Annotated in this window: 13 protein-coding genes and 1 pseudogene; 6 read left to right on the top strand and 8 right to left on the bottom strand. The window is 74.1% G+C overall.

Annotation, left to right across the window (positions count from 1 at the left end; genetic code table 11):
• Positions 1-41 precede the first annotated feature (41 nt).
• The 3 genes from ABD350_RS27980 to ABD350_RS27970 all read left to right on the top strand — a co-directional run bounded on the left by ABD350_RS27980 (position 42) and on the right by ABD350_RS27970 (position 4,250).
• Positions 42-1,172, top strand: coding sequence for a DUF6777 domain-containing protein (locus ABD350_RS27980; protein WP_344351425.1), 1,131 nt, complete (start codon positions 42-44; stop codon positions 1,170-1,172).
• A gap of 71 nt (positions 1,173-1,243) precedes the next feature.
• Positions 1,244-3,331, top strand: a complete 2,088-nt coding sequence (locus ABD350_RS27975; RefSeq protein ID WP_344351423.1) for a SpoIIE family protein phosphatase — start codon at positions 1,244-1,246, stop codon at positions 3,329-3,331.
• A 55-nt stretch (positions 3,332-3,386) separates the two neighbouring features.
• Positions 3,387-4,250 (top strand): Fpg/Nei family DNA glycosylase, encoded by an 864-nt coding sequence (locus tag ABD350_RS27970; protein WP_344351422.1) that lies wholly within the window; start codon positions 3,387-3,389, stop codon positions 4,248-4,250.
• A gap of 117 nt (positions 4,251-4,367) precedes the next feature.
• Here ABD350_RS27970 and ABD350_RS27965 read toward each other — a convergent pair whose 3' ends face one another.
• The 3 genes from ABD350_RS27965 to ABD350_RS27955 form a co-directional block, all read right to left on the bottom strand.
• Complete coding sequence (locus ABD350_RS27965; RefSeq protein ID WP_344351421.1) at positions 4,368-5,033, bottom strand: zf-HC2 domain-containing protein; 666 nt, start codon at positions 5,031-5,033, stop codon at positions 4,368-4,370.
• A 176-nt stretch (positions 5,034-5,209) separates the two neighbouring features.
• Positions 5,210-5,725, bottom strand: a complete 516-nt coding sequence (locus ABD350_RS27960; protein WP_344351420.1) for a hypothetical protein — start codon at positions 5,723-5,725, stop codon at positions 5,210-5,212.
• Positions 5,726-5,868: 143 nt separating this feature from the next.
• On the bottom strand, positions 5,869-6,417 hold the full coding sequence (locus tag ABD350_RS27955; protein ID WP_344351419.1) for a sigma-70 family RNA polymerase sigma factor: 549 nt from the start codon (positions 6,415-6,417) through the stop codon (positions 5,869-5,871).
• Between the two features lie 218 nt (positions 6,418-6,635).
• Between ABD350_RS27955 and ABD350_RS27950 the strand changes: the two genes are divergently transcribed.
• Positions 6,636-7,790 (top strand): CapA family protein, encoded by a 1,155-nt coding sequence (locus ABD350_RS27950; RefSeq protein ID WP_344351418.1) that lies wholly within the window; start codon positions 6,636-6,638, stop codon positions 7,788-7,790.
• Here ABD350_RS27950 and ABD350_RS27945 read toward each other — a convergent pair whose 3' ends face one another.
• On the bottom strand, positions 7,791-9,215 hold the full coding sequence (locus ABD350_RS27945; RefSeq protein WP_344351416.1) for an amino acid permease: 1,425 nt from the start codon (positions 9,213-9,215) through the stop codon (positions 7,791-7,793). It abuts the gene before it with no gap.
• A gap of 129 nt (positions 9,216-9,344) precedes the next feature.
• The gene (locus tag ABD350_RS27940; protein ID WP_344351414.1) at positions 9,345-9,815 is read right to left on the bottom strand and encodes a universal stress protein; all 471 of its coding nucleotides are present in this window, start codon (positions 9,813-9,815) and stop codon (positions 9,345-9,347) included.
• A gap of 184 nt (positions 9,816-9,999) precedes the next feature.
• Between ABD350_RS27940 and ABD350_RS27935 the strand changes: the two genes are divergently transcribed.
• Entirely contained in the window at positions 10,000-10,836 is an 837-nt protein-coding gene (locus ABD350_RS27935; RefSeq protein ID WP_344351412.1) for a polysaccharide deacetylase family protein, read from the top strand.
• A gap of 12 nt (positions 10,837-10,848) precedes the next feature.
• Here the strand turns inward: ABD350_RS27935 and ABD350_RS27930 are convergent, their stop codons facing one another.
• Complete coding sequence (locus ABD350_RS27930; RefSeq protein ID WP_344351410.1) at positions 10,849-11,520, bottom strand: class F sortase; 672 nt, start codon at positions 11,518-11,520, stop codon at positions 10,849-10,851.
• Between the two features lie 330 nt (positions 11,521-11,850).
• Between ABD350_RS27930 and ABD350_RS27925 the strand changes: the two genes are divergently transcribed.
• On the top strand, positions 11,851-12,807 hold the full coding sequence (locus ABD350_RS27925; RefSeq protein WP_344351409.1) for a hypothetical protein: 957 nt from the start codon (positions 11,851-11,853) through the stop codon (positions 12,805-12,807).
• Positions 12,808-12,941: 134 nt separating this feature from the next.
• Here ABD350_RS27925 and ABD350_RS27920 read toward each other — a convergent pair whose 3' ends face one another.
• Complete coding sequence (locus ABD350_RS27920) at positions 12,942-13,706, bottom strand: bestrophin-like domain (RefSeq protein WP_344351408.1); 765 nt, start codon at positions 13,704-13,706, stop codon at positions 12,942-12,944.
• A gap of 31 nt (positions 13,707-13,737) precedes the next feature.
• Positions 13,738-13,960: pseudogene (locus tag ABD350_RS27915) on the bottom strand (hypothetical protein); the annotation flags it as partial.

Genomic DNA, 13,960 nt, shown 5'->3' with positions numbered 1-13,960 from the left:
AGGGCGTAATCACCCATAGTGATGTGGAGTGTGCGGTGCGGATGCCCACCCGAACCCTGGTCACGGCCGGCGTGCTCTCGGCGGCGGTGCTCGCCGCCGGCTGCGCGGGGGCCGGCGTGAAGCAGGCCCGGGTGGGCGACCTCGTCTTCCTCCAGGCCGCCGGGGAGCGGGGGCCGGCGCCCTTCACCGACTCCGCGGCCACCGGCCCGACCGCCGCCGAGTCACCCCGGATCGGCGCCAGGACCTCCGCCGGGGAGCTGGCGGCGCCCCTGCGCGCGGCCCGCACGCTGTCCGGGGCGACACCGGGTCTGTACCGGGGCACTCCGCGCGTCGCCCGCTGCGACACCGAGCGGCACATCCGCTACCTGGCGGCGGACCCGTCCAAGGCCGACGTCTTCGCCGGCGTCGTCGGGGTCCGGCGGGCGGCGCTCCCCGCCTATCTGCGCGGTCTGACCCCCGTCGTACTCGGCGCCGACACCCGCGTCACCAACCACGCCTACCAGGGCCACCGGGCGGACGACTACCAGGCCGTGCTCCAGGCGGGCACCGCCGTCCTCGTGGACGACCGGGGCCTGCCGCGGGTGCGCTGCGCCTGCGGCAACCCGCTCGCCCCGCCCGCGCCGACGCGCGGCGGGGCCGGCGCGCGGGGCACGCCGTGGCCCGGGTACCGGCCGAACAAGGTGATCGTGGTCAGCCCGGCGCCCCGGGCCGTCACCAGCCTCCTCCTCGTCGACGCCGGGCACCGCACCTGGACCGAGCGCCGCACCGGCCACGACGTCCGCCGGGACCGCGTCGTCCCCCCACCCGCCCACACCACCACCGGCCCGTCCCCGACCCCCCGGACCACCACCGGCCCGTCCCCGACCACCCGGGCCGCCGGGTCCCCGGTCGTCCGGGCCGCGTCCCCGACCGCCCGCACGGACGCGGCACCGAGTGCCGGGGATCCGGCCATCCGGGCCGCCGCGTCTCCGGCCATCCGGGCCGCCGGGTCCCCGACCGCCCACACGGACGCGGCACCGACGGCCGTGGACCCGACCACCCGGGCCGGCGCGGCACCGACGCCCGCGGACCCGTCCGGCCGCCTCCCCGGCCCGCCTGGCGCGCACTGGGCTCCAGGTCCGGGGTCCGGCGTGCCCCGGACCCCGGACCTGCCCATGGCCGACGGCGCCTGAGCGTGGGCCCGCGCCGTCAGCGGTCCGCCCGGCAAGTCGAAGAATCGGCCGGATGCTGGCAAGGTGGCCCCATGGCCGATCAGGGTGCGAGCGCCCTGTCACTCCCGGAGGACCGGCCCGTGCGCCCGGACCCGGTCCTCGCGCTCAACGGCATGGGCAGCTTCGACTGGGACCTGGACGCCGGACTGTTCCACCTGGACGCCCAGGCCTTCGAGGTGCTCGACCTGCCGCCCGAGGAGTACGACGGACGCCTGGACACCCTGAACGCGCTCCGGGTGCCCCCGCCGGAGGCCGCCCGGCTCGACGCGACCGTCGCCCGGGCGATCAAGGACGGCAGCGACCACTACGGCGCGTACTTCCGCATCCGCTGCCGCGACGGCACCATGCGCTGGACGCACACCCGCGGCCGCATACGCCGCGACATCTCCGGCCGCCCGCACCGCGTCGTCGGCATCCTCCGCGACGCCACCGAGGAACTCGCCGACAGCACGGCACGCAGCCTCCGGGCCGCCCAGGACCAGGCGTTCCGCCAGCAGACGAGCGTCGTGCAGGTCATCTCCGCCGCCCTCGCCCACGCCCGCAGCGTCCAGGACGTCATCGACGTGCTCAAGGACACCCACGGCGTCCGCCACCTGGGCGCGACCAGCCTGGTGATGGGCCTGGTGGAGGCCGGCCGGATCCGCCTGGTGGCCGAGGGCCCCGCGGGCAGCTTCGTGCCCGGCACCCGGGTCACCCGGACCGACGAGCCGTACCCGATGAGCGAGGTCGTACGCACCCTCAGCCCCCGGTTCATCGAGTCACCGGAGGAGTTCGCCGCGCACTACCCCCTCCTGTGGCCGCATCTCACCGGCCTGCGCATCACCTCGGCCGCCTACCTCCCGCTGATCGCCCAGGCCCGCCCGATCGGCGCGATGGGCCTGCTCTACGACGACCGGCGTGGCTTCTCCGCCGAGGAACGCGCCGTCCTCGTCGCGCTCGGCAGCAGCATCGCGCAGAGCCTGATGCGGGCCATGCTCTTCGAGCAGGAGAAGGACCTCGCCCAGGGCCTCCAGCAGGCCATGCTGCCCCGCTCCATCCCCAGCGTGCGCGGCGCCGACATCGCGGTGCGCTACCGCTCGGCCGCCCTGGGCCGGGACATCGGCGGCGACTGGTACGACCTGATCCCGCTGCCCGGGGGCACCCCCTCGGGAGGCGGCCGGGTCGGCGCGGTCATCGGGGACGTCCAGGGCCACGACACACACGCCGCCGCCGTCATGGGCCAGCTGCGGATCGTGCTGCGCGCCTACGCCACCGAGGGGCACTCCCCGGCCACCGTGATGGCCCGGGCCTCCGTCTTCCTGCACGAACTCGACACCGACCGGTTCGCCACCTGCCTGTACGCCGAGACCGACCTGGCCACCGGGGTCGTCCAGATGGTCCGCGCCGGACACATCGACCCGCTGCTGCGGTACCGCGACGGCCGCTGCGCCCGGATTTCAGTCGAGGGCGGGCTGCCGCTCGGCCTGTCCGCCGAGTTCGGACGGCTGGAGTACCCCGTCGCCACCCTCGAACTCGACCCCGGCAGCACGCTGCTGCTGTGCACCGACGGACTGGTGGAGCTGCCCGGCACCGACCTGGACGACGGCATGTCCGGCCTCGCGCGGCTGGTGCGCGAAGGGCCCGCCGACGTGCAGACCCTCGCCGACCGGCTGATCCAGGCGGCCGAGGAGCGCGGCGGCGACGACGACGTGGCGCTGCTCCTGCTGCGCCGCCACGCCCCGGAGGCCGCCTGGCCCGGCAGCCGGCTCCGGCAGCAGGTGGCGGCCGGCGACCCGGAGGCCCTCACCCAGGCCCGGCGCCTGATCCGCACCGCGGTCCGCGCCTGGGGCGCCCGCGCCCTGGCCGACGAGATCGAACTGGCGGCCGACGAGCTGATCACCAACGCCCTGCTGCACACCGAGGGCTCCGCGATCGTCACCCTGCGGGTGCTGGAGGGAGCCGAGCGCCGGCTGCGCATCGAGGTCGAGGACTGCTCCAGCGCCCTGCCGCGGCGCCGCGACGCGGGCGTGGACGGCGTCTTCGGCCGCGGCCTGCTCCTGGTGGACCGGCTCGCCGACGCCTGGGGTGTGCAGGCGCGGGGCTCCGGCAAGGCGGTGTGGTGCGAGTTCCGGCTGCCGTAGCGACCGTGTCCGGTAGCGGCCTGGCGTTGTCGGTGCCGGATGGCACCCTGGTCCTATGCCCGAACTGCCCGAGGTGGAAGCGCTGACGGATTTCCTGACCGAGCACCTGGCCGGCCGCCGGGTGGTGCGGGTGCTGCCGGTCGCCGTCAGCGTGCTGAAGACGTACGACCCTCCGCCCGGCGCCGTCGAGGGCGCCGAGGTGACGGCCGTGCGCCGGCACGGCAAGTTCCTGGACATCGAGACGGACGGCGGACTGCACCTGGTCGCCCATCTGGCCCGAGCGGGCTGGCTCCAGTGGCGGGACCGGCTGCCGGACGGCCCGCCGAAGCCCGGGAAGGGCCCGCTGGCGCTGCGCGTGGCGCTGGAGACCGGCGAGGGTTTCGACCTGACCGAGGCCGGCACCCAAAAACGCCTCGCCGTGTACGTAGTCCGCGATCCCGCCGAGGTGCCGGGCATCGCCCGCCTCGGCCCCGACCCGCTCGCCGAGGACTTCACCGAGGACCGCTTCGCCGCCCTGCTCCGGGGCGAACGGCGGCAGCTGAAGGGCGCCCTGCGCGACCAGTCGCTGATCGCGGGCGTCGGCAACGCCTACAGCGACGAGATCCTGCACGCCGCGCGGATGTCCCCGTTCAAGCTCGCGGCCTCCCTCACCCCGGAGGAGACCCACCGGCTCTACGCGGCGCTGCGCGGCACGCTCGGCGAGGCGGTCGAGCGGGCCCGGGGCGTGGCGGCGGGCCGGCTGAAGGCGGAGAAGAAGGGCGGTCTGCGCGTCCACGGCCGTACCGGCGCGCCCTGCCCGGTGTGCGGCGACACCATCCGCGAGGTCTCCTTCAGCGACTCCTCGCTCCAGTACTGCCCGACCTGCCAGACGGGCGGCAAGCCGCTGGCCGACCGCAGGCTGTCCCGGCTGCTGAAGTGAGGACGCCGAGGAGCGGCCGTCGGCGCGCCGCGGAGTGCCGTGCCGCCGGTGAGAGCCGTGCGGCGGCGCGGGCTGCGCGCGTCCGGTGAGGGCCGTGCCGCCGCCGGGGACGGCCCGTCAGCGTGCCGCGACCGTGACCAGCACCCGCCCGTCGGCCGTACGGACCTCGTAGCGGGCGATCCCGTCCGGGTGCAGCGCCGTGGCCCCCAGCGCGGTGGCCGGCCGGCCGCCCGCGCCCGGGCCGGTCCAGCCGACGACGACCTGTTCGGTGCCGTCACGGCCGACCGCGACCAGCCGGCAGGTGCGCGGCCCGGCGCCGTCCCCGACCTCGACACGCAGCTCGCTGCCCCACTCCTCGTCCGCCGAGGTGACCCGCGCCCACACCCCGGTGCGCGGATCGGTGGCCGCGGTGACCCGGACGGCCCGTGCGTCCGACGGCCCCGGGTGCCCGGCGAACGCCACGATCCCCGGACCGGCCGCGGCCAGCACCACCGAGGCGGCCAGCCCGTAGCCGAACCGCCGGCGGCGCGCCCGCCGCCGGTGCGCCAGCTCGCCGAGCAGCCGGTCCAGCAGCCCGGCACCGGGCCGGGCCAGGGGGTGCACGAACGGGGGAGTGGCCCGGCGGTAGAGCATCAGCTGCCGGGTGGTGGGCCCGAACCCGGTCACGTACGCGGCGCACCGGGGGCACTCCACGAGGTGGTCCTCGAAGCGGAAGGCCTCCGCCTCGTCCAGCACGCCGAGCGCGTACGCGCCGGCGTCGCGATGCCGTTCCACGGACCACATGCGAAAAATCCTCGTGCCGACGGGTGCGGGCGGGGGCCGCTCCTTGCCCCCACCCGTACGCAGCGGACCGCCCGATCACTCAAGGCACGCACACGATCGCGACCAAGGGATGCGCAGCGGCCCGGACCGTGGCCCGGTGTGCGGCGCGCGAGGTCCGGGCGAGGCGGCCGGACGGCTCAGAACAGGTGGATCGCGAGGTGCCCCAGCGGCAGCCCCAGCCGCCAGGCCGGTGTCCACACCTTCGGCCCGTCGTCCTCCCCGAACACCGGGCCGCCGCCCGGCACCGCGTCCAGGTCCGGCGCGAGCAGCTCGGTCTCCTCCAGCCAGCGCCAGGCGTCGGCGGCCAGCGCGAGGTCCGGGCAGGGAGCGCCGGAGCCGGCCGCCCGCCCGGTCCGCTCGGCCAGGCGCGCCCGCACCCAGTCCCGCCACGGCTGGTCGCAGGCGGTCAGCTCCAGCCAGTTCTCCAGCTGGGAGATCACCCGGATGCCGGACAGCTCCCCGTCGGTGTCGGACAGGAAGACGGTCAGCGCCAGCGCGTCCCGGCCGGCCCGGAACTCGAAGGACGTCGGCGGCATCAGATCGCCGGTGCGCAGCAGCTCGTCGGCGATGTACTCGGCGTACAACCAGGCCATCGGGACGGCCAGTTCACCGCCGTCGGTGCCGTCCGCGCTCTCGTGACCTCTGTGCAGCATCCCTTCCTGCCCTTCCTCCGGTACGTGCGCGTCGCCCGAACCTCCGGGCCCGGACCCCCGTCCGGCACGCGGATGAGGACAGCCCATGCCCGAACGGGGGCCACGGCAAGGCGCTTTACCGAGGTTTGACCGGCCTTCCGGTTTCACCGCAGGTCGGCCGCGTAACCCGGCAGGACCCGGCGCAGGGCGCGCAGCGCGTAGTACGCGCGGGACTTCACGGTACCCGGTGGAATCCCCAGGGCCTCGGCCGCTTCCGCCACACTGGCCCCGCGGAAATACACGAGTACGAGCACGTCACGGTGGGCCGGAGTGAGTGTCTTCACAGCCTCCCGGACATCGAGCATCGCCGCGGCCCGCTCGGCGTGATCGGCGGTCACCCGCGCGTTCTCGGGGACCTCGTCGCCGGTCTCGGGCGGCCGGGCCCGCCGGGCCCGGCGGGCGTCGATCGCCAGGCGCCGGGCCACAGTCAGCAGCCAGGGCCGTACCGAGTCGAAGTCGTCGGCGTGCAGCGCCTCCGGATGCTGCCAGGCGCGCACCAGGGTCTCCTGGACGAGGTCCTCGGCGCGCTGGCGGTCTCCGTCGCACAGCCTGAGCAGCAGGGCGAACAGCGGACCGCCGTGCTCGCGCTGGAGCGCGGCCAGCTCGTGCTCGGCGGTCGTCGTCCCGTGGGTGAGTGAGGTTCCGGCCGTCATGGCCGTATGGCAGCGCAGGCCGCGCCCGGCGGACAGGGGGCGGACCCGGCTGTGCGACGGACGGTCGATCGCGTCGGCGAACGGTCGGCCGGGCGGCGCCCCGGGGCTCACCGGACGGGCTAACACCACCACCCGGTCTGTTTATCCGACGCATCAGCTTCATACCCATATGCCCGTCACGGCTTCGTCTGTCCATACGACGACCCTGGGGTGAGCTGATGATCGGACGCACCAAGCAGGTGGCGCTGGTCCTGACCGCCGTCCTCGCGGCCGGGGCGGCCTGCCGGAACCAGTACCGGGAATCCGGCACACCGGGAAACGCGGCGTCCCCGGCGCCCGCCGCGGCCGGCCCCTTCACCCTCGTCGCCTCCGGACACATCCTCCCGCACGCCACCGTCGTCGAACGGGCCGCCTACGACGCCGGCGGCGAAGGCCACGACTTCCGCCCCATGCTCTTTGGCGTCCAACCGGTCGTCTCCGGCGCCGACCTGGCACTGTGTCACCTCGCCACCGGCTACGGCCCCGAGAGCGACCCCACCGGCGGGCCCCCGCTCACCGCCCCGCCGCGGCTCGCCGAGGACCTCGCCGCCACCGGCTACGACGGCTGCTCCACCGCCTCCGCCCATGCCCTGGACGACGGCGCCGCCGGCGTCGGCCGCACCCTGGACGCCCTGGACCGGGCCGGGCTGCGGCACACCGGGACCGCCCGCAGCGAGCGTGAGGCCCGCTCGGTCCCGATCCACCGGGCCGGCGGTGCCAGGGTGGCCCACCTGTCGTACACCTCGTCCACCGGTCAGCCGCCGCCCGCCGGTCAGCCCTGGGCGGTCAGCCTCCTGGACGCGGACCGGATCATCGCCGACGCCCGTGCCGCCCGGCGGGGCGGCGCCGACGTGGTCGTGGTCTCCGTGGACTGGGGCACCGAGGGCCAGGACGAGCCCGACCGGCTCCAGCTCACCCTCGCCGGACGCCTCACCGCCTCGGCCACGGACGGCCACCCGGACATCGACCTGATCCTCGGCACCTCTCCCCACGTCCCCCAGGCGTACGAGAAGGTCAACGGCACCTGGGTGGTCTACGGACTGGGCGACCAGATCGCCGGACCGCTCCGCGACCCGCGAGGCGCCCGGGACCTGCGGGGCAACGAGTCCACCCTCGGCCGTTTCACCTTCGCCCCGCCGGACCGGCCGGGCGGGCCCTGGCGGGTGGTGCGGGCCGAGTTCGTCCCCCAGTTGTACGACCTCGACGCCGGCCGGGTGATCGAGCTGAACCGGGCCATCGCCCAGGGCGCCGAACTGGAGGGGGCCCGCGACCGGATCCGGGACGTGGTCCTCAGCCGCGGGGCCGGCCAGGACGGCCTGGTCATGGCTCCGTGATCAGCCGTCGGTCCGCCTGCCGGCCAGCACCGAACGCCGGTAGGAGTAACCGAAGTAGACGACACAGCCGAGCGCGAACCAGATCGCGAACCGCACCCAGGTCTGCCACTGCAGGAACGTGATCAGCCAGATGGAGAAGAGCACCCCCAGCGCGGGCACCACCGGCATCCCCGGCGTGCGGAAGCTGCGCGGCAGCCCCGGCTGCCGGTAGCGCAGCACGATCACCGCCGCGCACACCACCACGAACGCCAGCAGGATGCCGATGTTGGTCAGCTCGGCCGCCTCGCCGATCGGCACGAAACCGGCGATGGCCGCGGACGCCACCCCGACGATCCAGGTCACCCGGGTCGGCACGTGCCGCGTCGGGTGCGTCTTGGCGAACCACGTGGGCAGCAGGCCGTCCCGCGACATCGAGAACCACACCCGGGTGACTCCCAGCATGAACGTGAACATCACCGTGAGGATGCCGATGATCGCCCCGACCGCGATCACGTCCGCCAGCGCGCCGAGCCCCACCGACTTGAACGCCGTGGAGAAGCCGCTCTCCTTGTCGATCTCCCGGTAGTCCTGCATACCCGTCAGCACCAGGCAGGCCGCCACGTACAGCACCATCGAGATGACCAGCGAGTAGACGATCGCCTTCGGCATGTGCCGCTGGGCGTCCTTGGACTCCTCGGCAGCCGTCGACATCGCGTCGTAGCCGAACACCGCGAAGAACACCGTCGCCGCGCCCGTGAACGCCCCGCCGAGCCCGTACGGGAAGAACGGCCGGTAGTTCCCGGTGTCGATGTGGAACACGCCCACCCCGATCACCAGCAGCACCACCAGTACCTTCAGGGCGACCACGAACGTCTCGAACCGGGCCGCGCTGCGGATGCCCAGGGTCAGCAGCCAGGCGATGAGCAGGCACAGCACGGCCGCGAACAGATCGACCCGGTGCCCGTCGCCGGTGCCGGGCGCGCCCAGCATCCACTGCGGCAGATCGGCGCCCATCTCCTTGACCAGGAAGCCGAAGTAGCCGGAGATGCCGATGGCCACCACGGACACGATCGCCGTGTACTCCAGCAGCAGGTCCCAGCCGATGAACCAGCCCGCGAACTCGCCGAGCACCGCGTACCCGTAGGTGTAGGCCGACCCGGCCTTCGGGATCATCCCGGCGAACTCGGCGTACGACAGCGCCGCACAGGCGCTCGCCACACCGGCGATCAGGAAGGACACCAGCACCGCGGGCCCGGCCGTGCCGTTGGCCACCGTGCCGGCCAGCGTGAACACGCCCGCGCCGATGATGCCGCCCACCCCGATCGCGGTGAGCTGCCAGAGCCCCAGCGACCTCTCCAGCCGGGTGCCCTCGCCGACCTCGGTCTCCTCGATGTGCTCGATGGGTTTCCGGCGGAGAATGCCCTCGCCCGCGCGGAACCTTCCCATACGTCTCACCCCTTCGCCGACGGCAACGGCTGACGGCGGATCATGATGTCCCAGCACCACCGCCCAGGGAAGACGCCACGCACGGCCGGAGCGTCGTCCGGGTACGGGGTGCGCCCGCCGGCCCCCGGCCTACGGCACGACCGTCACCGGCCAGCGGCCGGCCTTCACCAGGCGGATCGCCACCGAACCGATGATCCGGTGGCCGGCCTGCTCCGACGCGCCCACCACCACCGCGTCCGCCTTCAGCTCGTCCGCCGCCTTCACCAGCCCGCCGTAGGGGTCGCCGCGGAAGGTGTGGAACTCCCAGCGCACCTCGAATATCCCCTTGACCCGCTCGGCCGCCTCCCGGATCTGCGTGATCAGGTCCTCGGCGATCTCGTCGGTCGTGTCGGCCACCGGCGCCCCGAGCGCCGCGCCCGCCGCGAGCACCGGCTGCACGTACACCACGGCCAGCAGCGCGTGCTGGCGCCGGGCCAGACCGCCGGCGTACGCGGCGGCGCGCAACGAGGAGGCCGAGCCGTCCACGCCGACGACGATGACCTTCGGGCCGTCCGTGCCCCGCTCGAACGTGTGCGAAGGCTGTTCGTGCTGTTCCGTCACGCCCCGAGGCTAACGGAATCCGCAGTTCCCACGCATGGCCGGGGCCCGCCCGCCGGCAGCGGCACCGCGGGCGCCTGGGCGGGTTGCAGCCAAAGCGTCCGTCCGCTCCGCTGTCCGGGTGCATTACCGCGCCGCACCGACGGCGTTGCGGTGCGGCGGAGTCCGGCCGGGCGACTGATGGGTCATGCAGAAGGATCAGTTGTTCACGCGGCGCCGGATGCTCCTCGCCGGCGTCGCCGCGCTCGGTTCGGCGGGCACCGCGGGAGCCATCCTGGCGGGCGACGGCGAGGAGACCGTCCGGGCCGCCGCGGCCCCCGCCCCCGGCCCCCAGGCCCGCCCGGCCCTCGGACCCTCCGCCTTCCGGCTCCGGCCGCTCACCGGATACGGACCACCGCGCACCCCGCCCCGCAAGCTCAAGGTGCGCGAGAAGCCCATCCTGCGGATCTCCGGACGCGGCCGGCGCATGGTGCTGACCTTCGACGACGGTCCCCACCCGGAGTACACCCCGCACATCCTCGACACTCTCGCCCGGCACCGGGCCCGGGCGATGTTCTTCGTCTGCGGGGAGTGCGTCGTGGACAACAGGGAACTGCTGGCCCGGATGGCCGAGGAGGGCCATGTCGTCGGCAACCACACCTGGACCCACCCCCTGCTGACGTCCCTCGGGCGCAAGGAGATCCGCTCCGAGATGGAGCGGACCAGCGACATCATCGAGGACACCTACGGCGACCGCCCCCAGTGGTTCCGCGCGCCCTACGGCGCCTGGAACCGGGCCTCCTTCCAGCTCGGCGCCGAGCTGGGCATGGAGCCGATGGCCTGGACGCTGGACACCACCGACTGGATGGAACCCGGCACCGACACCATCGTCGACCAGGTGGAGAGCGGTGCCGCCCCCGGCGTCGTGGTGCTCTCCCACGACGCCGGGGGCGACCGTTCGCAGACCGTCCGCGCGATCCGCGAATGGCTGCCCCGGCTGCTCGACTCCGGCTATCACCTCACCGTGCCGCGCCGGCGGGTGTGAGGGCCGGCCGGTTCAGACGACCGTGGCCAGGCGGGCGAAGACGACGACGTTGCCGTCGTAGCCGTTCTGCTTCGAGAAGCCGCCTCCGCAGGTGATGACCCGTAGTTCCGGGGTGCCCTTGGAGCCGTAGACCCGGTCGCCGGGGAAGTCGTTCTTCGCGAAGACCTCGACGCCGTAGACCTCGAACACGGCCGTCTTCCCGTCCTGGCGCAGGACCTCGACCTGGCTGCCCTTCCGCAGCGCCCCGAGGCCGTAGAACACGGCGGGGCCCTGTTGGTTGTCGACATGGCCGACGATGACCGCGGTGCCCTTCTCCCCGGGGGACACCGCGCCGGTGAACCAGCCGGCCTGGTCCGGGTTCTCCGGCGGCGGCGCGGCGACCCAGCCGTTCGGGTCCAGCCCCACCTGCACGACGGGCGCGTCCACCCGGATCGCCGGGATCCGCACCCGGCGCACGGGGGAGAACGGCAGCGCGGCGGGCGCGGGCGCGAGGGCGCCGAGGGTGGCCCGGGCGTCCGGGGCCGCCGCCGAGGCGGGCTGCGGCGGTCCGACGTCGAACTCCCCGGAGCCGTTGCGGATGAGGGCCAGGCCGGTCAGCAGCACCAGCGCTATCACGCCCCACGGGGCGCGCCTCTTCCGCCGCTCCTCCTCTTCGGCAAGCAAGGCCAGCTTGGACGCAGACATTCGCCATCCCCTCTCGACGCGGTCCCGCCACGTCCATCGCGCATGGGAAAACGCTAAGTCCCGCGCGGGAGGCGGGCGACGGGGCGATCGGCGAACGGGTGGCCGGCCGCACGCCCGGTGAGCCATCCGAGTTGCCGTTCCGAGGAATTTTCTGACGGTCCGTGACCTGCGGCAATATCCGATTGTGTGGTGATACGCCGGTGTATTGGATCACCAGGACGGACCATTCTCGACATGCGGGCGTGTTCCGCGCGCCCGAGGGTCGTCCCGGGAGGTGCTTCTCGCCGATCCACCGGGGACGGGCCCCGGTGACCTCCCGCGGAGGAACACATGCGCAACCAACGTGCCCTGGCGGCGGCGTGCACCACGGTCGCCGTCCTCGGGCTCGCCGTCCCCGTCGCCGTCGCGGACGGCATGGGCAACGGGGGCGGGCCGAGCGGCACCGACACCACCGTCATCGTCCCCGGCACCGGCAACATCGGCACCTTCAGCGGTAACGGCGTCTTCCCCGGGAACGGCAACGTCAATGGCAACGGCAACGGCAACGGCCATGGCAACGAGAACGGCAACGGGAACGGCAACGGCAACGGCAACGGCAACGGGAACTTCAACGGCAACGGCCATGGCAACGGCAACGGGAACGGCCATGGTGGCGAGGGGAACGAGCGTGGGGGCGAAGGGAACGGTCGTGGCGGCGAGGGGAACGGCCGTGGGGGCGAGGGGAACGGGCGCGGCGGTGAGGGCTTCGGCAACGGTCATGGAGGGGAAGGCGGGGACAACGGCCGCGGAGGCGGGGGCGGCGGTGGCGGCGGCCGTGGGGGAGAGGACTTCGGCGACCGGGGCGGCGACTTCGGGCACGGCAACGGCGGCAAGGGCCGGGACGAGGGCTTCGGCAACTCGCGCGACATCTTCGTCACGCCCGATGTGCTGCCGGCCGGGGGCCGCCTCACCATCATCGTGAACGGCTGCCGGAGCGGCACCGCGAGTTCCGACGCCTTCGGCACCGTCCGGCTGGAATCGTTCCGCGACGACACCGCGCGGGGCGTCGCCTTCGTCGACCGCGCCGCCCACCGCGGCCGGTACAGCGTCACCGTCCGCTGCGACGGCCGCACCCTGACCCGCCGGGACGCCTTCACCGTGCTCGGCGGTGTCAACGGCGGCCTCGGCGGCAGCCGGACCGGCGGCGCGACGCCCACCGACATGGCCATCGGCGGCGGTCTGGTGGCCACGGCCCTGGTCGGCGGGGGCGCCTTCTGGCTGCGCCGCCGCCATGCGAAGGGGGCCTGAGCCCACGGTGGGCCACCGAGGTCATCGGGGCCGGCGCGACCACCCCCGCGCCGGGCACCCACAAGACGACAGGCCTTCGCCCCGGTTCCGCGTTCCGCGGGGAAGCGGGGGCGAAGGCCTGTCGTGGCCGGAAGTCAGCCGCCGGCGCCCGGGAACAGGGTGAGGAAAGGCTCCGGGGTCACCGCGATGCCCCGGCTGTACGGCGCGTCGAAGTCCCAGATGAGGAACAGCATGAAGGCGATGGTCGCGGAGAACAGCCCGGCCAGGACCAACTCCCGTCCGGTGCGCCGGATCTGCAGCGCGAACACCATGCCGATGGTGATCAGCCCGCCGGTGATCAGGCCCCACCACACGACCGGCGGCATGGTCACCCCGGTGGAGTCGGCGCGCGCGTTGCGTGCCTGGTCGGCGGCGGCCATCTGGTCCAGCAGCGGCTGGTAGGCCTGCGCCTCGAAGTCGTTCCCCGGCCGGTAGTCGGTGACGTCCGCGCGGACGCGGCCCAGCAGTTCGCCGCCGCGCTCGGTGACCTGCTGCTCGTCCGCCATCCGTCGCCACTCGGTGTGGACGACGTACCCGACGTAGGCGTCCACGTCCCCGCGGACACGGTCCCGGACCTCCGCCGGGTACACGCGCACCCGCTCCGAGATCTCGTGCAGCGCCTGGGCCTCCGCCTGCACATGGTCCTGCGCGGCGCTGCGGGCCTCCCACACGCCCGCGATGGCCAGGCCCAGGACGATGGCGTAGATGACGCCGATCCACATCGTCATGTACTCGATGACGTCGGGGGTCTCGCTGGGATCCTCGTCCTCGGAGGCCGTCCGCTGCCGCACCAGTGTGATGACGACCACCACGGCACAGGCCCCCGCCATCGCGAGGACGAGAACAAGCCAATCCGACAACTGGTGCCTCCAGGAATGAGGGGCCGGCGCGTCAACGCGGGCGCAGGGCGGCGACGGCCACGATCGCCGGGACGGTGATGAGCAGGACGTAGGTGACGGGAGTGGTGTGGCGGCGTGCCGGACGCCGGACGGTGTGCGGGTGGTACACCGGGTAACTCACGGGTGATGCGGAGGGCCGCGGGGTGGGCGTGGGCGTGGGCTTCGGCGTGGGCTTCGGCGGGGGTTTCGGGGCCGGGGTCGGTGTCGGGGTGCGG

The sequence above is a fragment of the Streptomyces nogalater genome, assembly GCF_039532885.1.
GTDB lineage: Bacteria > Actinomycetota > Actinomycetes > Streptomycetales > Streptomycetaceae > Streptomyces > Streptomyces nogalater.
The sequence above is the reverse complement of the archived record's forward strand: the minus strand, read 5'-3'. Positions and strand labels throughout refer to the sequence as shown.